The following is a 26,477-nucleotide window of genomic DNA, read 5'->3' on the forward strand; positions in this document are numbered from 1 at the left end:
CACCATCGACCCGGTCAAGGATCGACAAGCATTTTACGGTTGTACGCTCCTGATGAAAATGTGCGAAACGCACGTTGATCGTCAAGAGACGTTACGAAGAACGATATGAAAATTTGAAGGTGCCCGTCTTCAATAAGATCAAACAGGTGGGACTTGATCCTGACATTGAAGCGGCGGGAATCAGTATGCACTAATTCTGTAGTAAGGTAATTATTAAATGGTGGATAAAACAAGGGTTTGTTCAAATTCAAATCATCGCGTTGAAAAGCAAATCTTTAAGGTGATGGAAAACCTCGTCACCGATTATGAAAAATGGGTTATATTACAATTCATGATCACCCCCCGGAGCGCCCCCACCCTCGTTATCCCGCACACGTGTTTGCTGGGCGAGGGACCGGTTTGGGATGCCGCGCGAAAGACGGTTTGCTGGGTCGACATTCTCAACGGCGAGGTGCATGAATTCTCCACCGTCGCGCAACACCATCGAAAGATCGTTGTGAACGACATGGTGGGCTCCATCGCCTTGTGCAACAATGGCGAATACATCGCGGCCCTGAAAACCGGGTTGGCCTTTGTCCATAAAGACAGCGGCCGCATCCGGATGCTGCATCACCCCGAAGTGCATTTGCCCGGCAATCGCTTTAACGATGGCAAGTGCGACCCCGCGGGCAGGTTTTGGGTGGGCACCATGGCCCTGTCCGAAGCGCCCGGTGCCGGCAGTCTCTATATGATCGACAAAAACCTGGCACATACAAAAAAGATCGGTGGTGTCACGATCTCGAACGGCATGGCGTGGACCGATGATCATCAAACCTTTTATTATATCGACACCCCTACCTATGAAGTGGTGGCCTATCGCTATCATCTTCCGTCGGGCGAGATCACGGAGAGAAGTGTCGTTATAAAAATCCCAAAGGAAGATGGCTTTCCGGATGGCATGACCATCGACGCGGAAGGCATGTTGTGGATCGCACACTGGGACGGTTGGCAGGTAACACGGTGGGATCCGCGCACGGGCGAAAAGCTCTCGCACATCGCCATGCCCGTTGCCCGCGTCACGTCCTGCACGTTTGGGGGTGAACACTTGCAGGATCTTTATATCACCTCCGCAAAGGTCGGTTTGTCAGAAAAGCAATTGGAGGAGCAGCCGCTGGCCGGCGGACTCTTCTTGGTAAAAAATGGTGGGCAAGGTGTGCCGACGGTTGTATTCGAATGTCAATAAAATATCTCAAATGAACTGCTCATAGTATGGAACGATTCAAAAACCAGGTCGCTGTGGTTTCGGGCGGCGCCGAAGGTCTTGGCAAAGGAATTGCCGATCGCCTTGCTTCCGAAGGCGGCACGGTAGCCCTATTCGACATCAACCAACAGGTTCTGGACAAAACCCTCACCGAATTCAAAGCCAAAGGCCACAACGTCTCCGGTCACCTCGTGGATGTCGCTTCAGAAGATGGGGTGCGAAAAGCGATGGAAGAAGTGGAAGCCACGTATGGGCAGATCGACATCATGATCAATTGTGCCGGCATTGTCGGCCCCACCAGCACCAACATCACCGACTATCCCACGGAAGCCTTCGACAAGATCTACAACATCAATCTTCGCGGTTCATTTTTAATGACCAAGTATGCGCTCATAGCCATGAAGAAAAAAAACTACGGACGCATTCTTCTGATGGCATCCATGGCCGGCAAAGAAGGCAATCCGTTCATGGCCGGCTACACCGCGATGAAAGCAGGTGTGATTGGACTGGTGAAAGGGATCGGGAAAGAATATGCAGAGACGGGCATCACGGTGAACGGGCTGGCTCCCGCCGTCATCAAGACCGCCATGAACGATCAGACGGCCCCGGAACAGCTCGCCTACATGATCGGCAAGATCCCCATGAAGCGCCTCGGCACCATCGAAGAAGTGGCCAGCATCACGGCCTGGATCGTTTCCAAAGAGGCTAGCTTTAACACGGGCTTCCTTTTCGATGTCTCCGGTGGACGCGCAACGTATTGAGATCGCGCAACATTCAACACCTTCAAAAAAAATCTCCTAACGCTTCAAAAAAGTCAGCATGAGAAAAAAAGCAATTGTACTGGGAGCCTCTTCCGGCATTGGAAAAGCAACGGCCCAACGCTTCGCCAAAGAAGGTTGGCAGGTGCTGGGCGCCGCACCGGAGGCGGCCCTTCTTCAAAACGCGATGAAAGATATGGAAGGGCAAGGCCACCAGACGGTGCTCCTGGATGTCACATCGGATAGCCACATCGATGCATTGAAAGAACAGGTACAAAAAAACTTTAGCGACTTTGATGTACTGATCAATAGTGTCGGCATCTCGCAGAGCCAGCCATTACTGGGGTCCGACTTCGAAGCCTGGGACCGGTGTTTGCAAGTCATGCTTTACGGCGCGGTCAAAGTGTGTCGCGCGCTAATTCCGCTCATGAAGGACGGTGGCCGGATCGTTCACATCACCTCCATTCACTATGAACGCGTAGCGCCCGGCAGCTCAGCCTATGGCATGGCCAAGGCTGCCATCACACAACTCACACGATCACAAGCCGTGGAGTTCGCGCCGCGAAATATCCTGGCAAACGCCATCGCCCCGGGATTTATTTTTACACCCATGTCGATCAAAGGCGATGGCAGAAATGAGTTGGAGAGCGAATGGTTCAAAGAGAATTATGTCAAGCACAATCATCTTCCGCTCAAAAGAGCCGGCCAACCTGAAGAAGTTGCCGGAGTGGCTTATTTTCTCGCGGGACCGGATGCCTCCTACATCACGGGATCGGTCGTTACTGTGGATGGAGGTTTGACCATCACGTTTTAACGTGCGCGAAATGCATTAAACCCGTACCCTCAACAAGCTCATCCATTAATTTTTCCTGATCCTTTCTCTTTCGTCTGTGGATACCGCCCCACGCGAGTCACGGCTTTTCATTTTCGTGTTCCCGAACGTCTTTGTATAGGTGATCTTCACGATCCTGTAACTTGCAGACTCCGCCTTGTACGTGTATTCAGCCTTCAATGAGAAAGCCTCTTCGGTAAGCGCTCCAAAAAAACCATTCACGCGCATGGATTTCAGAAGATCGGTCACGGTCAACTGAAGGCTTCCCCAATTGTGATTCAGGTCCTTTTTCACGCCTGCGTTCAACATACCAAATCCTCTGATCTTTTTCGACCCTTCATATTGAGATGAATTATACCAACCCGAAACTTCCAATGAAAAATTTGCCGGAAGTGTAAAGGTCTCACTGCCGTTGAGCGTGTAGGCGAAATACGTTTTCCTCAACTTCTCGGGGGTATGATCGAGCTTGAATTGCCGGAGCCCACCCACCACGCTATAGCTCATGCTCCACCAGTTGTTGACGGTGAACGGAAGGCTGGCCTGAAAGGTCAGGTTGTTTTGATAGGCCATATTTTGAGGCTGCAGGTACATGAGGTCGCGCGCCGGGCTTTCTTTTTGTTGATACAACACGATGGGATGATCGTCGCGGCCGGCCTGCAGGGAGAAAGAATAGCCATTGTAGGTATAACCAATTTTCAAATTGTTGCTGATCGTCGGACGCAACGAAGGATTGCCCGTGGCCACCGACATCGGGTCATTATAGAACAGGTACGACGTCAGGTCGTTGTAGGAAGGCCGGGTGATGCGCTTCGTGTAGGACAATTGCAACTCGGCATGATCGTTTAGCCGTCGCGTCAGGAACAGGCTGGGAAAAAGTTTTCCCAGTTTCCGGTCGATGTTGTTTTCTTGTTTGTCGGCGTTGGCATGGGTGTGTGAATATTCATAACGCAGTCCCGCGACGAGCCGCACAGCCGGAGTGACTTGTGCCTCCATCGACGAGTAGGCCGCCGCGATGACTTCGCGCATGTCCGTGTCGTTGGTATACCGGCCGCTACCCGACCAGGCCCCATCGGTGTAGGTCTCTATTCTCGACAGGCTTGTACTTGCCGTCAATGTTCCTTTGAGGCCGGCCTCGAATTTTATGGTCTTCCATTGCCGCGCATAATCCGTTTTGAACACGCCCACTTGAATGGGCGAGCGCGCCACGCCGCGCTGCCGGGTTGAAAAGATGTTGCCGCCGGGTTGCGCCTCGCGTCCCTCGCGGTCCAAAAAGGCGATGTTGATCTCAGTTGGATTTTCATTGCTGTAACGGAGATAGTCCAGGTCGATGTTTAACTTCTCCCCCTCGCGCAGCGGCTTGTCCAGGTAGAGGTTCGTCACCAGGTTGCCCCAGTTACTTTTTCCGTCGATGGCCGCATGCATGACCAGTAGAGAATCGGAAGCGATGATCGTGTAGTTGCCGGAGTTATACGTATGGCGCGGGCCGCGGCTGGTGTTATAAGTAGCGCTGCCTCCGAAGGTTGCCTTCCGCGCGTTGATATCAAAACCCAGCGTGGCATTGTGATTGTTCGTTATGCTTTTTGTGGTGCTCCCCACATCCACACTCAGCTCCCCGCCAAACGTAGGCATGTTCTGTGTGCTTTGCGCCACCCAGCCGTCGCGGGCGCGGTTGTGCATAAAAGAATACGATCCATAAAAGTTTGCTCTCCCCGTGTTGTGAGAAACGCTGACGCTTCCATTGGCTTTTTCTCCCCAGCCATATCCTCCTGTCGCCGAAAAGGATCCGGTCGTGCCGATCTCCTCGTGTTTCTTTATCACGATATTGATCATTCCCGCGGTTCCCTCTGCGTCGTAGCGAGCGGGTGGTGACGTGATCAGTTCAATTTTCTCGATGTCGTTGGCGCTCATGCCGTTTAGCATGGCCACGACTTGCGCCATGGGGAGGCGTATGAGTTTGCCGTTGATCATCAGCATGACGCTGCTCTTTCCATTCAAGGCAATACTATTGTTGCGCATGTCCACAAACACCCCGGGCGATCGCTCCAATACCTGCAGGGCCGAGCTTCCCTTGGTCATCACGCTGTTTTCAACATTCACTACCGTGCGGTCCACTTCCTGCTGGTATAACGGCCGGTCGGCTTGCACAACGATCTCGTCGAGTTGTTGGGAATCTTCTTCCAACACCTGCACGCCGAAATCCCGGGGCGCGTTCGCATCGATCCTGAACACGGGAGTGTTGAAAGTCTTATAGCCCACCAAACTGAATCGAAGAAAATAGTCGCCGGCAGCCATGCCATCAATTTTGTATTCTCCCGTTTCGGTGGCCACGGCCCCTTTCACGAGCGAACTGTCGCCGGCGTTCATCAGCAGGACATTGACAAAAGGGAGGGGTTGCTGATCGGGGGTGGCCACTTTTCCGGACACCTGACCCTGGGCCTGTTGAAGAAAACAAAGTAACACGAAGGTAAAAAACAGCAGTTTCATAAGGCAGCATTTAAGTTCCGTTTCTATCGGACCCTGCAAATCAATGCGGCACCACACACGTTTTAAAGATTATTTGCTGAGGCGTTCATTAAAATTGCTGACCTGCGAATTTCCAGTTTGAAGCCTGCTGGGAGGGGAAAAACAGCCGGAATACCTCTCGTCAAGTTAATCCGTCCTTTGATCAGCTTTTTGACACCCCTTGCATTCGGCCGTGGCCTTCCCGGATAATTTTGTCTAACTTTAAAAACTGGCCCTTCATTTAGCGGGCGTTTTGAGGAATGTAACCTTACGGGCGTGACAAACTATCCATCCAAGTTCGACTGGTTTTTTAAATACAAGCTTTACCACATTCCCTTTTGGTTTGCTTACCATTATTGTTGGTGGACCGTCACCATCGGGAGCGCGTGGAATGCCGCCAGCAACATCCTCTCTTTCTCTCCCTATACCGTTAAATATTGTTTTTATGTCGTCTTCCAGGCGATCGGGGTCTACTTCAATCTTTACTTCCTGATCCCCCGCTTTTTGGAAAAGGGACGATATGCCCAATACATCGCGTTGCTGATGGTCACCATCGTTTGTACGGCTGTTTTTGTAGCGTTGGGCTACCCTGTGAGCGCCTGGCTATCGGAACAAACTTTCGAGGACCTCTACCATATCTCGCACGAGCGATATTTCTATTTCTTCCAGGTAAACACCCTGCCCTCAACCGTGGCGAGCATGACCCTGGCGATGAGCATCAAGCTCACCAAGAATTGGATCCAGTCTAAACGCAGGGAACAGGATTTGGAGAAGGCAAAATCGGAACTGGAAAAAGAAAAACTGGAAACCGAATTGAAATTTCTGAAGTCCCAATTCAATCCCCATTTCCTTTTCAACACCATCAATTCCATATTTGTGTTGATCAACAAGAATCCGCAGATGGCGTCGGATTCGCTGGCCAAGTTTTCCGATATTCTCCGTTATCAACTTTACGAGTGCAACGAACAACAGATCCTGCTGGACCAGGAATTGAATTATCTCGAAAATTTTATCGAGCTGCAAAAACTGCGACAGGACCACAGTCACGTGACGGTGGACATTCAAATGGACATCCCACACACGGGGAAACTTGTCATCGCACCATTCATTCTCATGCCCTTTGTTGAGAACGCCTTCAAGCATGTGTCCCGTCACCGGAACGGATCGAACTGGATCACGATGAAGCTCCGGCTTGACCGTGAAATGCTGAGACTCGAAGTTTCCAACAGCGCCTCACCGCTGCAAAGCTCTTCATCCGAATTTATCCGCCACCGGGGCATCGGTTTGAAAAACGTGCAGCGCCGGCTGGATCTATTATATCCCGGTAAATACACGCTCGTCAAAGAAAACGGCGACGATCAATTCCGGATAGCGTTGACGTTAAGCCTCCACGAAAGGGCCATGGCCGAACCGGCAGCCTTGACCGAACAAAATGCCACCATCGACAACCTCATTCACTTGTAATTCTGCGCCCATGATCAAATGCGTAATCATCGACGATGAACCCTTGGCCGTAGAATGCATTGCCAGCTATATAAAGGAAGTCAGCTTTTTGCAACTCGTCGGAACAGGGACCAATCCGCTCGATCTCAACGCCATGCTGGACGAGCAACCCATCGACCTTATTTTTCTCGACATCGAAATGCCCTTTATCAACGGGATCGAATTTCTCAAAATGACGCCCGATCCCCCGATGGTGATCATCACCACCGCCTACCCCAGCTATGCCCTGGAGGGTTTCCAACTGGATGTGCTAGACTACCTGGTGAAACCCATCACGTTCAATCGCTTCCTGAAGGCAGTCAACAAATCAAAAGACTATCATCAGCTTCTCCACGCCACTTCCCGGAACGCTACCGGCGATGAAACACCGGATTATTTTTTTATCAAGTGCGACTACAAGTATGAGAAGTTGTATTTCAAAGACATCCTCTACATCGAGGCCATGCAAAACTACATCACCATCCACACCCAGAAAGGCAAGTACATGACGCTTTTGTATCTGAAAAACATCGAAGAGAAACTGAATCCCCAGGCGTTCATCCGGGTGCACAAATCCTATATTGTTTCCATCTCCAAAATAGAAGCCATCGAGAACAACGACATCCACATCCAGACCCATCGCATTCCGATCAGCCGGAACTATCAGGCCGAGGTATTGGGACGCGTGGTGAACGACAGGCTTTGGAAGAAATGAGATTGGGAAATAGCCGTTAGGTCCCAAGCCACTAGCAAAGCATCTCAGTCGTTTTTCCCGGTTGTCAATGAAAGCAGGTCGATGGTAAACCTGGGGGCGCGCGTTGTCAATATCATTTCCCGTCCTTCTCCTGAACCCCTATTTTTAGTTGACACCGAACACCCGCTTCCTGGCGTTATCGTTTGGTCCATCCAAAAAACACCTCTTATGAAATTGAACGGCATTCTCACCGCCAGTCTACTCGCCCTCCTCATCGGTATGAGCATGACTGGCGCGCGGGCTCAATCCAAGACAAAAGCAAAGTCTGTTGTCCCGGAGACAAAACACGGGACGCTGGTCATCGAAACGTTGACGTCGGCTATTTTGCGCGATACCAAGATCGGGGTCGATCCGATCCGCAGCATCCACGTCTACCTGCCACCCGGCTATGCCACCTCCGGCAAATCCTACCCGGTGGTATATTATTGTCATTCGACCTACAGCAACCCCACCCAGGTGTTGCAGGACGGCAACATCGCGAGCCTCCTGGATCAGGCCATCGAAAGAAACGTGATCAAGCCGGTCATTTTTGTAGTGGCTGATTACAGCACGGCGTTGACCGGCAGCTTCTATGAAAATTCCGTTGTTTCCGGGCGGTGGATCGACTTCACCGCGCAAGAACTTGTGCCCTTCGTCGACAGTAAGTTTCGAACCCTGCGGAGCGCCGATAGCCGTGCCCTGGCCGGCCACTTTATGGGCGGACGGGGCGCGTTGAAATTGGCTATGGATCACGCCGAATTGTTTCGTGTGGTCTATGCCATGCACCCCGTCGCGACAGGCACGGGCTATCAATCCTGGGCGACCTTCCCTACCGACTGGCGCAAAATTCTGAACGCAAAATCGCCCGAAGAGTTGAAAGGTGATTTTGTGCTCGGCATGAGCCGCGCGTTTCTGCCCAATGTCGATCGCCCGCCCTTTTATTGCGACTTCTTTATGGACCTCGAAAACGGAAACCTCAAACTCGATCCCGAAAAAACAGCAAAAACACAAGCGGCCTTTTTGCTCGATCGCCAACTTCCGGAAAGCGCCGCCCGCCTCCGCTCGATGCGCGGCATCGCTCTCGACTGGGCACGCTACGATTCCAACCAGGATCACGTGCTCTCAGCCCGCGCTTTCTCCATCAAACTCGACGACCTGGGCGTTGAACATGAGGCCGAGGAATATCGCGGCGATCCCTTCCACACAGTTTGGAATGAGGATGGCCGCTTCTATACCCGGGTGCTCCCCTTCTTTGAACGTCACCTCGTGTTTGAAGCAAAAAATTGAATGTATCGCAAAACGTAATCAACTCTCAAAATCAAATGATATGACAAAAAATGGATTCATCATTCTCTTCGCAGCATTTCTCAACCTGAATGCTCCGGATGTATTGGCGCAGACGAAAGTCGACGAGAAGACCCTCTCCTTCTTAAAGCAGTTCACTTCGGACTACAACAAAAACTACCTCGACAAAAAGCCTGAACGGTTGGAGACCTACTATCGTGAAGATGTTCGTTTGATGCCGCCGTTTCAAAGAACGATCGTCGGGAAAGAAAACCTGGTAGCTTACCATAAGGCTTTCGCCACCCGGTTCGACATCCAGGAATACAACCGTGCCGACATGGAAGTACTCGATCTGGGATCGATGGTGTCGGAGATTGGAATGTTCACCATGAAAATGAAAATAAAGAACACCGGCAAGGTGTATGATCTGAAAGGAAAGTATCTCAACCTTTGGGGAAAGGAGAATGGCAAGCTCTCCCTGATCACCGAGGCTTGGAATTATGATCACGCCATTGATTTTGCCGATCAATTGAAATTCACGGAAATACCCAACGTCGACGTTGCTTTGAGTCCCCACGTAAACATCAACAACAATATAAGTTTTGAGCTGGCCGCCCTGAACCGTCTCGTCGAAGCCACCGTGAGTCAACAGGATGCCAGGATTTGGAGCCTGTTCTACTCCGACGACGCCATCCTTTGCCACTCGGGCCATGTCCTCTCCAAGGGTAAAAAGGAGGTGGACGAATTTCTGATCGAACACTGCCGGGAGCTTCCCATCTTCGAGAAACTGGACGTCCGGAACGACCGCATCGACCACCTGGGAAATTATGTGATCGAATACGCAAGCCATATTGCCACGGTGCGAAATGGCGACTGGTCTGGCGTGGGCGTTGGAAAAGATCTCCGGATCTGGCGGAGGGAAAAAGATGGCAGCTTAAAAATCTTCAGACACATCGGGATGTACGATTGACAAAAAAACAAAGGGGCCGATATCAGGGATTTCCGTTCTAAGCATTTTTTCCGATATTGTATAGAGGGATTTGTATACCATAAACCTGCGATTGCACAGGTTCCCCGATATCTTTCACCACCCCTAACCCAACAGGTCTTGTCACCGATCAAAGAAGCCCAAACCATTGATGCGATCATTCAGCAATTGGAACAGTTGATCGAAGGCTGTGCAAACGCCAAAGACCGCGTCGGGTTCTTTGCTTCCTTGTACTATAAAGTGACGGTCAGAGTGAGAGATGCCATTCAGAAAGGAGAATTTGAAGACAACGCGCGCATGGAGCAATTCGACGTCGCTTTTGCAAACCGCTACCTGACGGCCGTGCAACAGTGGCGGAATAAAGAACATCCCACCGGTCCCTGGCAGGTGGCATTCGACGCCTCGAAAAAATCCTCCCGTCTGGTCCTGCAGCACCTGCTCCTCGGCATGAACGCCCACATCAATCTTGACCTCGGCATTGCCGCCGTTCAAGCTTCGGGCAATGACCCCATCGCACACATCCGGAAAGACTTCAACAGCATCAACGACATCCTGGGATCCATGACGTTTGAGGTACTCCAGGAAATCAACCGAATCTCGCCCCTCCTCTCCTTGTTTGGACTACACGCCTCAAACGACACGATCCTCATCCAGTTCAGCATCACCAACGCCCGCGATGGTGCGTGGAGTTTTGCAGAGGACCTGAGTTCCAAAAAAGGAGCCGAAGCCGATGCGTGTATCCAGGCGCGGGCCAACACCATTCAAACACTGGCCACGTCGCTTGTCCAACCGCCAGGTGTGGCCATCCGCATCACTCTATGGATCATTCATCTTTTTGAGTGGAAGAATCCAAGGCGAATCATCGAAGTATTACACACCTATAAAAAGAAGTTCATCTCCATAAATCGCCCGGTACCTGCAAAATCTTAACGGGTAGCGATCACAGATCAAAAAACAACCAGCAGGCCTGTTTTCGCCGCATCGGTTTTGGTATAGGTAACGCCATCCACTTTCAAACCTTGCTTGTTCAACAACGTGATGATCCCGCCATCGTTGCTAAGCTGCGCGCCTTGTCCCGACAAGGGAACGCGAAGGGCATCGCCACCCGGGATGATGAGATTGCCCAGCGTGTCGAATCTTGTTTTGGATTTGTCCACGATCTTCCAGCCCTGAAGATTGACGGGCGTATCGGCCGTGTTCAAAAGGATCACATATTCGTTCCCCACATCCGGAACCCGCGGGTTCACCATGGCCGCGATGATGCGGACGGGTGTGCTGGATTCGGGTTGGTCGGGGTCGACGACCGGAGGACCGGTGATGGGATCGCCGGTCTTGTCGTCCGTGTGCCAGGCCTGTACCTGGAAGGCGATGAAAATGGCAACCCATTTGTTCCGCGAAGGAAAGTGAATGAACAATCCCCCATCCTGGTACACGCCATTGTCCTTTTTATACTGGCCCGAATTCCCCTGATTCATATGAATATCGTGAATGCCATTGCCGGGTTCGAAGCCGAAGTATTTATCCTTCACTCCCGGCTCCGGGCCCCACCGTTCGCCGAAGGCATACACGCGGGCATCGCTATCGCTGATCGCCTGGCTCACATAGAAACCGACCTTTTCGTTCAGATCGTTGTCGGCACCGGGCTTGTTGAAAGGAATGGGTTTCATGGCCGCGGTGGGGAACATGTTCCGCCGGATGAAATCCAGGGCAATGGAGTTGGGCTGGGATGGAATTTCGGTGAACCCTGCCGCCAGGTTTTTATCCAGGATATCTTGCAGGATGGGATGTTGAAAATCCTCGTCCATATAGAACAATACTTCCGGCGGATTCACAGCCGATTTTACATTGATCGCAATCCGGTAAGGTTTTCCCGAAGCATCGATCTTGATCTGGAAATGTTCATTGCTGGACGAGGCAAGTATACTGTCCGTGGCCTTCCCCAGGAGGACGCCGTATTTTTTGAGAGGCATAACAGGATAAATTAAAACGTTATCTAAATCTTAAAATTCAGCCAATAGCACCTGGTCAATTTCCAGGGGGGCTGACGCGAGGCGAGGAACTTGAGTAAATAAAACTAGTCAACCCTCCCGAAAGAGTCAATCCCGGAAAGAGGTGAAAGGGCTTTTGCTTTTGTTTTAGACAGTTTTTGAGTCCGAATTAACAGAAAGATAATCCTGCCCTTTCCGGAAACCCGACCGGCTTTCTTTCGTATGATAAGACGACTTGAATTTTAAGATACCAATTGGTATCTTTGAAAATGCGCAATCCGGAAGCCACACGCGAAAAGATCTTGAAAAAATCGGGGGTACTTTTTAACACCAAAGGGTACAAGGCGACCTCCATCAGCGAGATCACCGACGCCACGGGCTTCACGAAAGGCGCCATCTACCGGCACTTCAAAAGCAAACAAGAACTGGAAATGGAATCCTTGTTTCAGATGTCCCTGCTGATGATGGAGGCCTTGCGGGGCCGCATCAAAACCGAAACGACAGCCCCCGACAAATTGAAGGCCATCTTTCGGTTTTTCGAATCGTATCTCGGCAAACCGGTTGTCAAAGGTGGATGCCCGCTCATGAACGCCGCCATCGAAGCCGACGATGCTCATCCAGGGCTTCGCAAAGCGGCGTTAAAAATACTGGACATGCTCCACAACTCCGTGGTCGCCATACTCGAGAACGGCATCCGCTATAAACAATTGAAACCGGATATCGACAAGGCGTATTACGCTTCCGTGATCATCGCCGCCCTGGAAGGTGCCATCATGATGAGCAAGCTGCGGGGCAACAATGCCGACACCCTGCGTGTCATCCAACACCTGGAAAATCAACTGAAAGATCTGGTCCTGTAAATTTTTTTAACCCAATAGATACCGATTGGTATCTACAAAACCCTTCCCCCATGAAAAAAATCATCCCCAAAATTCTCGGCGTCGCGCTCAACCTGCTCGCCTGGATCCATCCCAAAGCTGCCGGACGCCGGGGCTTCCTGCTCTTCTGCAGACCCTTTAGAACGCCGGTCACGGACAAACAAAAGGACTTCTTCGACACCGCCGATCAATCTACCATTACCAGCGAAGGCGTCAACGTGCAAGTGTACCGGTGGGGGAAGGGCGAAAAGAAAGTGGTTTTCTTTCATGGCTGGCAAAGTCACAGCTACCGCTGGAAAGCGTATATCGACGCGTTGCCCAAAGATGCCTACACGATTTATGCCCTGGATGCTCCCGGGCATGGTCGCTCTGGCGGCAACTTTCTTTCCGTTCCGGTCTATGGCACGCTGATCCAGAAGTTCATCCAGGATATCGGTGGCGCACAAACAGTGGTCGGGCATTCGTTGGGGAGCTTCTCATTGATATACACCTTCTTTCGCAATCCGTCGCTGCCGGTGGACAATGTGATCCTCATGGCGCCTCCTGGCGAGGCTTCCGATTTTATGACCTTCTACAAAGACACGCTGCGGCTTTCCAACCGGGCCATGAAACACATCTATCAATATTTCGAGCAGACCTATAAAGTCCCGCCGGCATATTTTTCCACCAAGAAATTTGCTGCTTCCCTGTCGCAGAAAGGCCTGATCATTCACGACGAGGGCGATGACGAAGCGCCGTATCACTACGCCGTGAAAATTAACGAGGTCTGGAAAAAATCAACCCTGATCTCCACACAAGGGTTTGGTCATAACCTCAAGTCGCCGACGGTGGTGGAAGCGGTGTTTAAATTTATCCATGAATCCAATCACGCATCGTTAACGGTTTCCGAACACAACGTTAACTAGTGCGTGCAAAAGATAACATTTGTCATCGTCCCTAAACCCGCCCAGACCGGGCGGCGAAAACAATCCTGCCCTCAATTCTTTATAGGCCACGCCGACTCCGCGTAGCCTATTTGAATTTTATCGGCTGTAAAACCATGATACCAAAGTTTGACGCGATTGTTTTCAATGATCACCCCAGGAGCCACGGCGCCCAACGGAGAAAATAATTTATCGGCGTTGACAATGGGTTTGGGATTCACTTCCCAAGGGCCCATTGGCGTTTTGCCCCTGGCCACACCAATCACATGGGGTTCGTCGACGGAGGTCATAAACAAATAATAGAAATTATCCGGACCTTCAACAATCTCAGCTTCCGCCACACCCTTTGACGCCCAGGGAATTTCTGACGCGTCGATGACCGGCGCGCTTTTCTTAAACCAGGTGACACCATCCAGGGAAGTTGCCCCCAGGAGTCGCGCCGCCACTGGACCACAGGATGTAAAACAATACCCTGTGTAAAGCATGAAAAGAGAATCCTGGTAGTGAATGATGGAAGGGCTATCCAACGCGTCGCGATCAAATCCCTTGGGGGAGCTGATCATTACCGGGTTGGCTTGGGCTGTAAAATTTTCACCATCGGTCGACGTGGCCAACCCAAGGCTTACCGGCCCGGACTTAAACACGCCGCCACCCGTATCTTGGTAGCCGACAAAATAAAGAAAATATGTGCTCTTGAATTTTAGTGCAAAGCTGGTCTCATGAGCGTTGCTCCACGTGGTGCTGTTCGAATACAACATCCGGCCCTCCACCGGATCATTCACCTTCACATTTGTCCACGCCATACCATCCGTTGACGTAGCCTGGCAAATCTCGGGACCCTGGGGTGTGCGGTTGGGATCGAAGCCGGTGTAGAACATGCGGTAGCTTCCATTTTCTTTTATCACGGAAGGATCGCCTACTAAGGGGAATTGTCCCTCAAATGCAGGAGCGTCGTACACGCTCCAGGTTGTCCAGGAGGGGGTCGTTTCGTCTGAGGAACAGGCAAAAAATGCTGGAGCGAGCAGAAAAAGGAGAGGAACTTTTATTCGCATCGGCATGGGGAGGGGTTTTGAATGATTGTGAACATCGCGGTGATGGTTGCAAATTAGGAGCCAGAAGCCAGAATTCAGTAGCCAGTGGTGGAATCTGGAAGATGGGTGTTATTTTTCTAAGAACTCTAAATCAAAATAATAATATCGACTGTCGCGGTCGATGTAGAGGTTTGTTTCCTTTTGCATCTCGAGTAGCATCAGTAACGTTGTTTTGTCTTTTGCAACTGAGCGGGTGAAGGTGCGGCGTTGGCCTTGAACGGTCGTGGTGTACTTTATGCGGGATACGGCGATATTGTCGGTCTTGCGATTTTCGAAAGGGTCTCCGATCAGTGCGTTGAAGAGGATTTCTTTGTCGTTTTTTTCTTCGCGGACCTGGGTCCAGGAGTTTCCGGTGACCGTGCATCGGGAAAGATCGACGGGGATTACGATACTGTTTTTCTTGAAGTCTGCGAGGTTGGTCAGGGCGGAAGCTTCTGTTTTTTTTTCGTCGCGGAGTTCAAAGTAAAGGGCGATAATTGCCGGCAAAAGCAGGCTGGCGCCGATACCAAAAAAGACGTAGTTCAAATGCGGTGTATGGGCTTTCGCAACGCCGTACATGATGATTATGCCCAGCATCGTTAGTCCGACGATGAAATATACTCCAATATTTTTTAGTCGTTCCATGTGTTCATTGTGGTTTACAACCCTGGAGGTACACAAAATTTGAATAGCCTAATATACAAACGCAAGGCTGGACCTCAAAAGTCAGACTACACTTTCCGCAACAAGGCCTACTCGAGTTCAGGGCTAAAGCCCTGTGTAAAAATTGTCGGGTAAACCCCAGCCTAAAAGCCTTGTCCATGCACACATTTATTTGTGAGCTAGCAAATCAAGTGAACGAGTAAACCCCGGCCTTTTATGCACACATAGCCCCGACCTTTAGGCCTTATCCTTGCTTGCGTCTTTCGAAGAGAAATATGAATAACCCCGGACTTCAGTCCGGGGAACACAAGCCATATCCAGCCACGGGCTTTAGCCCTGACCACACCGATGATTTGGCAGACAGCGATACACACAGTGAGAAAGTCAGGGCTAAAGCCCGTTATAACTAAGTTGCCTGTACCCCGGACTAAAGTCCGGGGTTATTCAAGATTTTACTCACACATTGGATTTCCGAACGTAGGCCTAAACCCAGAGTGCTCACTCATCTATACCCTTCACTTCAAAAGATTTGTGCATAGACCAAGCCTAAAGGCTGGGGCTTGTTCGATCATCCAATTTCTTTTAAGACATCCGTTAGCTGTTTTTGAACCCGATCAGTGAACCAGAGTCTGTCGGGGAAAACCGTTCGTTCGCGATCGATGTCGTCCGGAAAGGAACATGTTTCTTCTCAAAATCGCCCCAAATGAGGTTCAATCCAATGGTTTGGCCATGGCATAGTCTTGGCCGTGGAAGGTGACATGAGGCTCGGAATCTCATGTCGCTAGCCTGTTTTCACAATCCTCAATCAAAGCAAAAAAATTATGTTCCGGAATTATCTCAAAGTCACGTTTCGCACGCTGTTGAAAAGCAAAGCAACCAGCTTGATCAACATCCTGGGGCTCACCATCGGGATCAGCACTTGCATCCTCATCACGCTGTATGTGTTGGATGAGTTGAGCTATGACCGGTTTCACGCGAATGCCGGTCGCATTTTCCGACTAACGGAATTGCTCCACTTGCCACGTGAAGTGCGACCACAAACCGTGACCTCTCCCCCGATGGGGCCAGCGTTGCTGCAGAATTTTCCGGAAGTGCAAAAAATGGTGCGCCTCAACAAAAGCAGCCGGCAGTTGGCTTATGGTGATGTGAAGTTCTTCGACACGCGAGTCTGGTATGCAGATTCCACGCTGTTCCAGATCTTTACTTTCCCCATGATCAAAGGCAATCCAGACAAAGCGTTGACGGAGCCTTATTCCATCGTGCTGACCGAAAAAGCGGCGAAGCGTTACTTCGGCGACGCTGATCCCCTGGGAAAGACCATGGCGTTGTCGGATACGATCACGCTCACCGTCACCGGGCTGATCGCCGACATTCCCACAAACTCGCACATTCAATTCGATGTCGTGATGTCGCGTTCTACGATCACGGCAGTAAACAACAATCAACCCGAGGACAACTGGTTCAACAACGGTTACTATACTTATATTCTTCTTCCCGAAGGATACGACTACAAGCAGCTTGAAGCGAAGTTCCCGGCCTTCCTGGAAAAGCAAATGGCGGAGGAGAAAAAGAACAGTGGTCTGTGGTACGATTTTGTCCTTCAACCCCTCCCCTTCATCCACCTCCATTCTACTACACCGTATGACATCGGGCCAAACGGCAACATCAAATACGTGTACATCTTTTCGATCATCGCCATCCTGGTGTTGCTTATCGCTTGTGCGAACTACGTGAACCTGGCCACGGCCCGCTCGGTGAACCGCGCAAAAGAATTGGGCATGCGCAAAGTGATTGGCGCACGACGCGGACAACTGATCGTGCAACTGCTGGGGGAATCCTTCCTGCTCACGTGCATCGCCTTCATCCTGGCGATGGCGATCGTCGCGGTGGCTCTCCCCTACTTCAACACCTTGACCGGAAAAACCATGAGCGCGTGGGTCCTGATGCGGCCGGAGGTGATCACTACCGTGGTTGTCATTTTCCTGCTCATCGGCGTGTTGGCGGGAGCATACCCGGCACTCCTCATGTCGTCGTTTTCGCCGATCAAGACCATGAAGAACTATGCGCGCCAGGGCAAAGAAAGCAACCTGTTGCGCAAAGGCCTGGTCGTGTTTCAGTTCTCGATGTCGATCATGCTCATTGCGGGCACGATCCTGATCTTCCGCCAGGTGGAATTCATGCAGACGCAAAACCTCGGCATCGACAAGGAACAGACCTTGCAATTTTACATGCGAAGTTCCATCAGTACAAAGTATAAGCTCATCCGCGAGGAGATGGGGAAAGTGCCCGGTGTGTTGAACGCTACAGTGACGAATTTTACCTTCAGCGACGACGTGAGCAACATCGCCATGCTTCCCGAAGGTGCCAATGAAAATGAGATCACGTCCGAAGCAACGATCAGCGTAGACGCCGACTTTCTTCCAAACTTCCGGATCCCGGTGGTGGCGGGAAGGAATTTCTCCCGCGACATCCCCACCGACGAGACCGAGGCTTTTATCGTCAACGAGTCGGCCGTGAAGAAATTCAACTGGGGATCGCCCGAAGGGGCCATTGGAAAAAAGATCGACTGGGGTCTTGGAAAAAAAGGGAAAGTGATCGGGGTGGTCCGGGACTTTAATTTTTCTTCGCTGCACCTGGCGATCGCGCCGCTCATCATTCACATCGTTCCCGACTGGTACAACTACATTGCCCTCAAGATCAAAGGCGACGATGTGCCGGGCACCGTGAGTCGTCTTGAAAGCCGGTGGAGAGAACTCGGTCTCGACAGTCCCTTCGCCTACTCGTTCATGGACCAGGATTTTCAAAAACTTTATCAAGCCGAGCAGCAAACCCAGACCATCATCGGAGGTCTTGCATCGCTTGCCATTTTCATTGCCAGCCTCGGGTTGTTCGGGTTGGCCGCCTTCATGGCCGAGCAGCGCACAAAAGAGATCGGCGTGCGCAAAGTACTCGGCGCCACCGTGACCAGCATCATCGCGTTGCTGTCAAAAGATTTCCTGAAGCTCATCGCCTTCGCCATCGTCATTGCCGTGCCGGTGACCTGGTATACCGCGACGCAGTGGCTGAGCAGCTTTGCCTATCGGACCGAAGTATCGTGGTGGATCTTTGTTATTGCCGGGCTGGCCTCGATCACCATTGCCCTGATCACGGTAAGCTTTCAATCCATCAGGGCAGCCGTTGCCAATCCCGTGAATTCTTTACGGAACGAATAAATTCCCCCCTTACTACCTCTGAATCTGTGATTTACCTATCCCGGTCCTATCGTATAGATAGCACCGGGACGGGTTTTTACGTGCCTTCTAAAAGGCCCTGAAAAAGCCCCATTCCCACGGGATCTGAAACCGGTCTCAAAACAGGATTTGAAGGGTTTCCCAAGCCTCTCAAAGAGGTGAATAATAACTTTACAGTTGACTTGTCAGGTTGGTGAAAATCACTAACTTACGATTTAATTTTTTAACTGTATCGCTTAGTTTTCGCTTCAGGGCGCTTTTTTGCTAAGATGTGGGGGTGTAAGGTTTGGGTCCGAATGAAAAATCCAGAAAGTGCCTTTCGCGGGTATACGGCGGGTTACATGCTGAAAATATGTTATCGGTTGACTTTGTAAGAAGACGAAAAGCGCTCTTCCTGGGGCTGTTGCTGGTCATTTTGGGTCAGTGGCAGGCCTATGGGCAGGGTTGCAGTTGCCCCCCGATAACCACCTGCGGATGTACAGTCGGCCTTACAAAAATGACCGTGCAATTCACCGGTCTGCTGGGCCTTACGGTAGACGTCCAGGATGGGGGTGGCACCATTTTCAGTGGCTTGCTTTTGCTTCCCGGAAGTACGTTCACCGTACAAAGTTCTGCCGGCGCCGGCAATCCCTTTGTAGGCGATCAGGTAACCATCCGCACCACGCTGGTGGTACTGGCCAACATCAACACCTCCTGCTCGAACGGTGTAAAAATCGGGACCACTTTTGGCAACTTTACGGTAACCGGCGGCGAAAGCGTAGGCGGGCAACCGATCTGTTGTTTGAACATGGAGAGCTCTCCCCCAAACTTTACCTTTTGCCCACCGAACGTCGATGTGCCGGCCGATGCCAACGCCTGCGGTACCAACGTCACCTGGCCGGTGCCGACGGTCACCGACAACTGCGCGGTGGCCAGTGTGATACCCGATCACAACCGGGGCGATTTTTTCCCCGTGGGCCAAACGGTCGTCACCTATACCGCGACGGATAATTATGGCAACACGCAAAACTGTTCCTTTAACGTCAGGGTCCGGGATCAATCGGCACCCGTATTTGCAGGCTGCCCCGCCAATTTTGCGATACCTGTCGATCCCGGTTTGTGTACTGCCGTCGTAAACTGGACAGCGCCGACCGCCACCGACGCTTGTGAAGGGGCGATCATACCGACAAGCCCCAATGCTCCTGGAACAACCTTTGGGCTGGGCGCACATACCATTACCTACACGGCCAAGGATTCCCAGGGAAATCAAAGCACTTGTTCCTTTACCGTAACAGTGACCGACAATACCCCACCGGTATTCGCCGGTTGCCCTGCAGACTTTTCGGTGCCCGCCAATGCCGCCACCTGTAGTGCCGTCGTGACCTGGACGGCGCCTACGGCTACAGATGATTGTGCCGGATCGGTGATCCCAACAAGCCCTGATGCTTCGGGAACAACTTTTGGAATAGGGCCACATATCATTACATACACTGCCAATGATGGCAAGGGAAATCAAAGCACTTGTTCATTCACAGTAACCGTCACCGATAACACCGCTCCGGTAATCGCCGGGTGTCCTGCAGACTTTTCCGTATCCGCCAATGCTGCCACCTGTGACGCTGTCGTGACCTGGACAGCACCCACCGCTACAGACGCTTGTGTTGGGGCAATCATCCCGACAAGCCCTGATGTGTCGGGAACAACTTTTGGGTTAGGACCACATATCATTACCTACACCGCGGATGACGGCAATGGAAATCAAAGCACTTGTTCGTTTACGGTGACCGTCACCGATAACACGGCCCCAGTATTCGCCGGGTGTCCTGCGGACTTTTCCGTATCCGCCGATGCCGCTACCTGCAGTGCAGTTGTGACCTGGACGGCACCCACCGCTACGGACGCCTGTGTTGGAGCGATCATACCGACTAGTCCCGATGTTTCGGGAACAACTTTTGGATTAGGACCACATACCATCACCTACACCGCCGATGACGGAAATGGAAATCAAAGCACTTGTTCGTTCACGGTAACTGTCACGGATAACACGGCACCAGTAATCGCCGGATGTCCTTCAGACTTTTCCGTATCCGCCGATGCCGCTACCTGCAGTGCTGTCGTGACCTGGACGGCACCCACCGCTACAGACGCCTGTATGGGGACGATCATCCCGACAAGTCCCGATGCTTCGGGAACAACTTTTGGAATAGGGCCGCATATCATTACTTACACCGCCGACGATGGAAATGGAAATCAGAGCACTTGTTCGTTTACGGTAACCGTCACCGATAACACGGCACCGGTATTCGCCGGATGTCCTGCAGACTTTTCCGTATCCGCCGATGCTGCAACCTGCACGGCTGTTGTAATCTGGACGCCGCCCACCGCGACAGACGCCTGTGTTGGGACCGTAACGCCGACCAGCCCCGATGCTTCGGGTACAACTTTTGGATTAGGACCACACATCATTACCTACACTGCTGATGACGGCAATGGAAATCAAAGCACCTGTTCTTTCACAGTGACCGTCACCGATAACACGGCACCGGTATTCGCCGGATGTCCTGCAGACTTTTCCGTATCTGCCGATGCCGCTACCTGCAGTGCTGTCGTGATCTGGACACCGCCCACGGCTACAGACGCCTGTGTGGGCGCGATCACGCCGACTAGTCCCGATGCCTCCGGAACAACTTTTGGAATTGGGCCACATATCATCACCTACACCGCCGACGATGGAAATGGAAACCAAAGTACTTGTTCGTTTACGGTAACTGTCACGGATAACACGGCACCAGTAATCGCCGGATGTCCTTCAGACTTTTCAGTATCCGCCGATGCCGCTACCTGCAGTGCTGTCGTGACCTGGACGGCGCCCACTGCTACAGACGCCTGTGTGGGAGCGATCATCCCGACAAGTCCCGATGCTTCGGGTGCAACTTTTGGATTAGGGCCACATATCATTACCTACACCGCCGACGATGGAAATGGAAATCAAAGTACTTGTTCATTCACGGTTACCGTCACCGATAACACAGCACCGGTAATCGCCGGGTGTCCTGCAGACTTTTCCGTATCCGCCGATGCAGCCACCTGCACGGCTGTTGTAATCTGGACGCCGCCCACCGCGACAGACGCCTGTGTTGGGACCGTAACGCCCACCAGCCCCGATGCTTCAGGAGCAACGTTTGGATTAGGACCACATATCATCACCTACACCGCCGACGATGGCAATGGAAACCAAAGTACTTGCTCGTTTACGGTGACCGTCACCGATAACACGGCACCGGTATTCGCCGGATGTCCTGCAGACTTTTCCGTATCCGCCGATGCCGCTACTTGTAACGCTGTTGTGATCTGGACCGCACCCACCGCTACAGACGCCTGTGTTGGAGCGATCATCCCGACAAGTCCCGATGTTTCAGGAACAACTTTTGGATTAGGACCGCATACTATCATCTACACCGCCGACGACGGCAATGGAAACCAAAGTACCTGTTCGTTTACGGTGACCGTCACCGATGACACGGCACCGGTTTTCGCCGGGTGTCCCGCAGATTTTTCCGTGACCGCTGATGCCGCTACCTGTGACGCTGTTGTGATCTGGACGGCACCCACCGCTACAGACGCCTGTGCTGGGGCGATCATCCCGACAAGCCCTGATGTTTCGGGAGCAACTTTTGGATTAGGACCACATATCATTACTTACACGGCCGACGATGGAAATGGAAACCAAAGTACTTGTTCGTTTACGGTAACCGTCACCGATAACACGGCACCCGTAATCGCTAATTGTCCTGCAGACTTTTCCGTATCCGCCGATGCTGTCACTTGTAGTGCTGTCGTGATCTGGACGCCGCCCACCGCTACAGATGCTTGTGTTGGTGCGATCATCCCGACCAGTCCCGATGCTTCGGGCGCAACTTTTGGACTCGGGCCACATATTATCACCTACACCGCCGACGATGGCAATGGAAATCAAAGCACCTGTTCTTTCACAGTGACCGTCACCGATAACACGGCACCGATAATCACCGGATGTCCTGCAGACTTTTCAGTATCCGCCGATGCCGCTACCTGTAGTGCGGTTGTGATCTGGACACCGCCCACCGCTACAGACGCTTGTGTTGGGGCGATCACGCCAACCAGTCTCGATGCTCCCGGTGCAACTTTTGGATTAGGTCCACACACGATTACTTACACCGCCGATGACGGCAATGGGAATCAAAGTACTTGTTCTTTTACGGTAACCGTCACCGATAACACGGCACCGGTATTCGCCGGATGCCCTGCAGACTTTTCGGTATCCGCCGATGCCGCTACCTGCAGTGCTGTTGTGATCTGGACACCGCCCACCGCTACAGATGCCTGTGTTGGGGCGATCACGCCAACCAGCCTCGATGCTCCTGGAGCAACTTTTGGATTAGGTCCGCATATCATTACCTACACTGCCGATGACGGAAATGGAAATCAAAGCACTTGTTCGTTTACGGTAACCGTCACCGATAATACGGCACCGGTATTCGCTGGGTGTCCCGCAGACTTTTCCGTATCCGCCGATGCTGCTACCTGCAGTGCCGTCGTGATCTGGACACCGCCTACTGCTACAGACGCCTGTGTGGGGGCGATCATCCCGACCAGTCCCGATGCTTCGGGAACAACTTTTGGATTAGGACCACATATCATCACTTACACCGCCGATGACGGAAATGGAAATCAAAGTACATGTTCATTTACGGTAACCGTTACTGATAACACGGCACCGGTATTCGCCGGATGTCCCACAGACTTTTCGGTATCCGCGGATGCGAATACCTGTGACGCTGTCGTGATCTGGACACCGCCCACCGCGACAGACGCCTGTGTGGGGACGATCACCCCGACCAGTCCCGATGCTTCGGGAACAACTTTTGGATTAGGACCACATATCATTACTTACACCGCCGACGATGGCAATGGAAACCAAAGCACGTGTTCGTTTACGGTGACCGTCACCGATGACACGGCCCCGGTATTCGCCGGATGTCCTGCAGACTTTTCCGTAACCGCCAATGCTACAACCTGTGACGCTGTTGTGATCTGGACGGCACCAACCGCTACAGACGCCTGTGTTGGGGCGATCATCCCAACCAGCCCCGATGCTTCGGGTGCAACTTTTGGACTCGGGCCCCATACGATCACCTACACTGCCGACGACGGCAAGGGAAACCAAAGCACTTGTTCTTTCATCGTTACGGTGATCGATGCCACCAAGCCTGTATTTGCGAATTGCCCCGCCAACATTTCTGTACCGACGGACCCCGCGGTCTGCACAGCGATCGTGAGCTGGCTACCGCTCTCGGTTACCGACAACTGCGATGCAGCACCGGCGGTCACCAGCAACTTCAATTCGGGAGATGCCTTCCCCGTCGGCGTGACCACTGTTACGTATGAAGCGACCGACGCGGCAGGCAACAAAGAGACGTGCTCGTTTACCGTGACAGTAGAAGATCATATCAATCCGGCGTTTACGGGTTGTCCTTCCAACATTGTTGCTCCTGCCAGCACTACGTCTTGCGATGCGGCCGTATCATGGACCGTTCCCACGGCGAGTGACAATTGTACGGCAACACCTGCTGTGACCAGTAATTTTAATTCCGGCGACGTGTTCCCGATCGGGGTGACCACGGTTACCTACACGGCGACAGACGCAGCGGGGAACACCACCACATGTTCCTTCAGCGTAACGGTCAACGACACCCGCGCGCCCGTGTTCACCGGTTGCCCTGCTGCTATTACGGTAGCGGCCGATGCCTCTTGCCAAGCCGTGGCAACCTGGACCCCGCCCGTGGCGAAGGATAACTGTTCCTTTACGCTCACGAGCAATCACAATCCAGGCGAAACTTTCCCGCTGGGGACCACACCGGTTATTTACACCGCTACTGATCCCGCGGGCAATGTGAGCACTTGTTCATTCAACGTTATCGTGCGCGACGCCATCGCGCCGGTGTTCAGCAATTGTCCGGTCGACTTCAGTGTTGCCGAGGGTGCGGGTTGTGGCACGAACGTAAACTGGATCGCACCTACTGTGACCGACAATTGCACAGGAACGCTCACGTTGACCAGCGACCACGCCCCCGGGGATTTCTTTGCCGTGGGCAGCACCACGGTAACCTACAAGGCAACCGACGCGGCGGGCAACATTGCCACGTGTTCGTTTGCCGTGACCGTTGAGGATACTACGCCGCCCGCATTTCAAAATTGTCCCCCTCAAATTTCAGTCGCGGCCGACAACTCCTGCGGCGCGATCGTGAACTGGGTACCGCCAACGGCTTCGGACAACTGCAGCATGAGCGTGGTCAGTACGCATCAGCCTGGTGATCGATTTGATATCGGCATCACCGACGTGGTGTATACCGCCACCGACATCTATGGCAATGCGTCGGTTTGCCGCTTCACGGTAACGGTGAGGAATGAAGAACTGCCCACGTTTGCCGACTGCCCCAGCGATGTGCATGCCCGATGCGGCGAGTCAGGCGAGGTGATCGTAAGTTGGGACCCGCCCACCGCCACGACACGGTGTGGGGAATTGTCGCTCACCAGTTCGCACGAACCGGGGGAAACATTTTCCGTGGGTACCACACCGGTGGTCTACACCGCCGCCAACGACGCCGGTAAAACAATAACCTGCAACTTCAACGTCATCGTTGACTATGAAGAACTGGAAATTGAAGTCACCAAGGTGGTAACGCCCGACGGCGACGGGACGAACGATGAATGGATCGTTGTGAATATCGAAAAATTCGCCCGTAACAAGGTGATTGTTTTAGACCGGTGGGGCAGCATCATTTACCAGGCTTCCGGGTATAACAATAGTACGATGGTCTGGAACGGTGTGAGCTCGAACGGTGTTCAGGTACCCACGGGTACCTATTACTATGTCATCGAGGTGGATTTCTTGAAGAAGCATTTAAAGAAGAGTGGATTTATTGAATTGCTGCGATAGTATGGGAGCACGGCTACGATATTGTTTTTTAAGAATCGCGCTATCGGCAGGGGTGCTCATTTTGTCTTTTCAGCTGAGCACGGCCCAGCAAAAAGTGCAGTTCAGTCAGTACATGTTCAATAACCTGGTGATCAATCCCGCGTATGCCGGTGCCGATGAGGCCCTGAGTCTTACGTTTATCGATCGAAGACAATGGAGTGGTGTCGAGGGTGCGCCCACCACGCAAACCTTGTCGGGACATACGTTGTTTAAGAAAAAACATTTCGGGTTGGGCGCTACCCTCGTCAATGATCAGTATGGCGTTCACAAAAATCTGAGTGCGCTAACCGACTATGCCTACCACCTGCAGGTGGGCAAAAAGTCATTCCTATCGTTGGGGCTGCAGGCCGGTGTGCACAATACCCGTTCGGACTATGCTTCACTGATCGGCGGGGTGACAAACGATCCCAGGCTTTACGGCAACGTCTCTCAAACATTCTTTGACCTTGGGGCGGGCATTTATTTCAGGAGTCCGCGGTTGCACGTCGGATTGTCGGCGCCCCAATTGCTTCCCGAGACGCTTTCGCTCAGCGACACGCTATCGGTCCGTTTGAGCCGCGCCAACTATTTCTTGTTTACCAAATACAAGATCACCCAAAACGAAAGCATCGAATACGAACCCTCTGTATTATTAAAATATTTCCCAGGATTGCCGTTCTCATACGACGTGAACATCAACATGATCTACCGCAAGGTGTTGACGCTGGGGCTCTCCTACCGGAAACGTGAATCGGTGGATTTTTTGCTAAAGGCGCAGATCACGCCGCAGTTCCAGATTGGATACGCCTACGACCACGCCATTGGCGACGTAGCCCGGATCAGCAACGGCTCGCACGAGCTTATGGTGCAGTATCTTTTCAAATATGTAGAAACCAAGGTGGCGTCGCCGCGATGATCCAATACGCATCA

The 26,477-nt window shown here is 52.2% G+C and carries 17 protein-coding genes; 13 read left to right on the top strand and 4 right to left on the bottom strand.

The features are described from left to right. Positions 1-283: 283 nt before the first annotated feature. The 3 genes from BUB30_RS14680 to BUB30_RS14690 are packed head-to-tail and all read left to right on the top strand — an operon-like array spanning position 284 to position 2,812. Positions 284-1,222 carry an SMP-30/gluconolactonase/LRE family protein gene (locus BUB30_RS14680; protein WP_245804102.1) on the top strand — a complete coding sequence of 313 codons (939 nt, stop codon included), beginning with the start codon at positions 284-286 and terminating at the stop codon, positions 1,220-1,222. Between the two features lie 26 nt (positions 1,223-1,248). Beyond that, positions 1,249-2,001 carry an SDR family NAD(P)-dependent oxidoreductase gene (locus BUB30_RS14685; RefSeq protein ID WP_073135430.1) on the top strand — a complete coding sequence of 251 codons (753 nt, stop codon included), beginning with the start codon at positions 1,249-1,251 and terminating at the stop codon, positions 1,999-2,001. 58 nt (positions 2,002-2,059) lie between these two features. Beyond that, positions 2,060-2,812, top strand: coding sequence for an SDR family NAD(P)-dependent oxidoreductase (locus BUB30_RS14690; RefSeq protein ID WP_073135432.1), 753 nt, complete (start codon positions 2,060-2,062; stop codon positions 2,810-2,812). 45 nt (positions 2,813-2,857) lie between these two features. On the opposite strand, the gene BUB30_RS14695 is transcribed toward BUB30_RS14690, so the two are convergent. Next, complete coding sequence (locus BUB30_RS14695) at positions 2,858-5,314, bottom strand: TonB-dependent receptor (protein ID WP_073135434.1); 2,457 nt, start codon at positions 5,312-5,314, stop codon at positions 2,858-2,860. Between the two features lie 294 nt (positions 5,315-5,608). Between BUB30_RS14695 and BUB30_RS14700 the strand changes: the two genes are divergently transcribed. The 5 genes from BUB30_RS14700 (at position 5,609) to BUB30_RS14720 (ending at position 10,749) form a co-directional block, all read left to right on the top strand. After that, the gene (locus BUB30_RS14700; protein ID WP_073135437.1) at positions 5,609-6,796 is read left to right on the top strand and encodes a sensor histidine kinase; all 1,188 of its coding nucleotides are present in this window, start codon (positions 5,609-5,611) and stop codon (positions 6,794-6,796) included. Between the two features lie 10 nt (positions 6,797-6,806). Continuing rightward, positions 6,807-7,529: a LytR/AlgR family response regulator transcription factor gene (locus tag BUB30_RS14705; protein WP_073135439.1), complete on the top strand. Its 723-nt coding sequence runs from the start codon at positions 6,807-6,809 to the stop codon at positions 7,527-7,529. 207 nt (positions 7,530-7,736) lie between these two features. After that, entirely contained in the window at positions 7,737-8,834 is a 1,098-nt protein-coding gene (locus tag BUB30_RS14710) for an alpha/beta hydrolase (protein ID WP_073137238.1), read from the top strand. 40 nt (positions 8,835-8,874) lie between these two features. Next, a complete protein-coding gene (locus BUB30_RS14715) occupies positions 8,875-9,801 on the top strand; it encodes a DUF4440 domain-containing protein (RefSeq protein WP_178377115.1) in 927 nt (308 codons plus the stop codon). A gap of 138 nt (positions 9,802-9,939) precedes the next feature. Further along, on the top strand, positions 9,940-10,749 hold the full coding sequence (locus BUB30_RS14720) for a DUF5995 family protein (protein ID WP_084138132.1): 810 nt from the start codon (positions 9,940-9,942) through the stop codon (positions 10,747-10,749). Positions 10,750-10,766: 17 nt separating this feature from the next. Here BUB30_RS14720 and BUB30_RS14725 read toward each other — a convergent pair whose 3' ends face one another. Next, positions 10,767-11,789: a DUF2278 family protein gene (locus tag BUB30_RS14725; RefSeq protein WP_073135442.1), complete on the bottom strand. Its 1,023-nt coding sequence runs from the start codon at positions 11,787-11,789 to the stop codon at positions 10,767-10,769. Positions 11,790-12,076: 287 nt separating this feature from the next. Between BUB30_RS14725 and BUB30_RS14730 the strand changes: the two genes are divergently transcribed. Continuing rightward, positions 12,077-12,667: a TetR/AcrR family transcriptional regulator gene (locus BUB30_RS14730; protein ID WP_073135444.1), complete on the top strand. Its 591-nt coding sequence runs from the start codon at positions 12,077-12,079 to the stop codon at positions 12,665-12,667. 50 nt (positions 12,668-12,717) lie between these two features. After that, positions 12,718-13,590, top strand: coding sequence for an alpha/beta fold hydrolase (locus BUB30_RS14735; protein WP_073135446.1), 873 nt, complete (start codon positions 12,718-12,720; stop codon positions 13,588-13,590). 71 nt (positions 13,591-13,661) lie between these two features. Here BUB30_RS14735 and BUB30_RS14740 read toward each other — a convergent pair whose 3' ends face one another. Both BUB30_RS14740 and BUB30_RS14745 read right to left on the bottom strand, forming a co-directional pair. After that, complete coding sequence (locus tag BUB30_RS14740) at positions 13,662-14,666, bottom strand: family 43 glycosylhydrolase (RefSeq protein ID WP_084138133.1); 1,005 nt, start codon at positions 14,664-14,666, stop codon at positions 13,662-13,664. 102 nt (positions 14,667-14,768) lie between these two features. Then, the gene (locus tag BUB30_RS14745) at positions 14,769-15,323 is read right to left on the bottom strand and encodes a hypothetical protein (protein ID WP_143164934.1); all 555 of its coding nucleotides are present in this window, start codon (positions 15,321-15,323) and stop codon (positions 14,769-14,771) included. Between the two features lie 839 nt (positions 15,324-16,162). Between BUB30_RS14745 and BUB30_RS14750 the strand changes: the two genes are divergently transcribed. The 3 genes from BUB30_RS14750 to BUB30_RS14760 all read left to right on the top strand — a co-directional run bounded on the left by BUB30_RS14750 (position 16,163) and on the right by BUB30_RS14760 (position 26,463). After that, positions 16,163-18,553, top strand: a complete 2,391-nt coding sequence (locus tag BUB30_RS14750) for an ABC transporter permease (protein ID WP_073135452.1) — start codon at positions 16,163-16,165, stop codon at positions 18,551-18,553. A 370-nt stretch (positions 18,554-18,923) separates the two neighbouring features. Next, positions 18,924-25,529 (top strand): HYR domain-containing protein, encoded by a 6,606-nt coding sequence (locus tag BUB30_RS34875; RefSeq protein WP_143164935.1) that lies wholly within the window; start codon positions 18,924-18,926, stop codon positions 25,527-25,529. 1 nt (position 25,530) lies between these two features. Continuing rightward, positions 25,531-26,463 (top strand): PorP/SprF family type IX secretion system membrane protein, encoded by a 933-nt coding sequence (locus tag BUB30_RS14760; RefSeq protein ID WP_073135456.1) that lies wholly within the window; start codon positions 25,531-25,533, stop codon positions 26,461-26,463. Positions 26,464-26,477: the final 14 nt, after the last annotated feature.

Source organism: Chryseolinea serpens (assembly GCF_900129725.1).
Taxonomy (GTDB): domain Bacteria; phylum Bacteroidota; class Bacteroidia; order Cytophagales; family Cyclobacteriaceae; genus Chryseolinea; species Chryseolinea serpens.

What these genes read in the sequence shown, in the direction of transcription:
- BUB30_RS14680 (WP_245804102.1), top strand. Translation starts at nt 284, where the DNA reads ATGGAAAACCTCGTCACCGATTATGAAAAATGGGTTATATTACAATTC.
- BUB30_RS14685 (WP_073135430.1), top strand. Translation starts at nt 1,249, where the DNA reads ATGGAACGATTCAAAAACCAGGTCGCTGTGGTTTCGGGCGGCGCCGAA.
- BUB30_RS14690 (WP_073135432.1), top strand. Translation starts at nt 2,060, where the DNA reads ATGAGAAAAAAAGCAATTGTACTGGGAGCCTCTTCCGGCATTGGAAAA.
- BUB30_RS14695 (WP_073135434.1), bottom strand. Translation starts at nt 5,314, where the DNA reads ATGAAACTGCTGTTTTTTACCTTCGTGTTACTTTGTTTTCTTCAACAG.
- BUB30_RS14705 (WP_073135439.1), top strand. Translation starts at nt 6,807, where the DNA reads ATGATCAAATGCGTAATCATCGACGATGAACCCTTGGCCGTAGAATGC.
- BUB30_RS14710 (WP_073137238.1), top strand. Translation starts at nt 7,737, where the DNA reads ATGAAATTGAACGGCATTCTCACCGCCAGTCTACTCGCCCTCCTCATC.
- BUB30_RS14715 (WP_178377115.1), top strand. Translation starts at nt 8,875, where the DNA reads ATGACAAAAAATGGATTCATCATTCTCTTCGCAGCATTTCTCAACCTG.
- BUB30_RS14725 (WP_073135442.1), bottom strand. Translation starts at nt 11,789, where the DNA reads ATGCCTCTCAAAAAATACGGCGTCCTCCTGGGGAAGGCCACGGACAGT.
- BUB30_RS14730 (WP_073135444.1), top strand. Translation starts at nt 12,077, where the DNA reads ATGCGCAATCCGGAAGCCACACGCGAAAAGATCTTGAAAAAATCGGGG.
- BUB30_RS14735 (WP_073135446.1), top strand. Translation starts at nt 12,718, where the DNA reads ATGAAAAAAATCATCCCCAAAATTCTCGGCGTCGCGCTCAACCTGCTC.
- BUB30_RS14740 (WP_084138133.1), bottom strand. Translation starts at nt 14,666, where the DNA reads ATGCCGATGCGAATAAAAGTTCCTCTCCTTTTTCTGCTCGCTCCAGCA.
- BUB30_RS14745 (WP_143164934.1), bottom strand. Translation starts at nt 15,323, where the DNA reads ATGGAACGACTAAAAAATATTGGAGTATATTTCATCGTCGGACTAACG.
- BUB30_RS14750 (WP_073135452.1), top strand. Translation starts at nt 16,163, where the DNA reads ATGTTCCGGAATTATCTCAAAGTCACGTTTCGCACGCTGTTGAAAAGC.
- BUB30_RS34875 (WP_143164935.1), top strand. Translation starts at nt 18,924, where the DNA reads ATGTTATCGGTTGACTTTGTAAGAAGACGAAAAGCGCTCTTCCTGGGG.
- BUB30_RS14760 (WP_073135456.1), top strand. Translation starts at nt 25,531, where the DNA reads ATGGGAGCACGGCTACGATATTGTTTTTTAAGAATCGCGCTATCGGCA.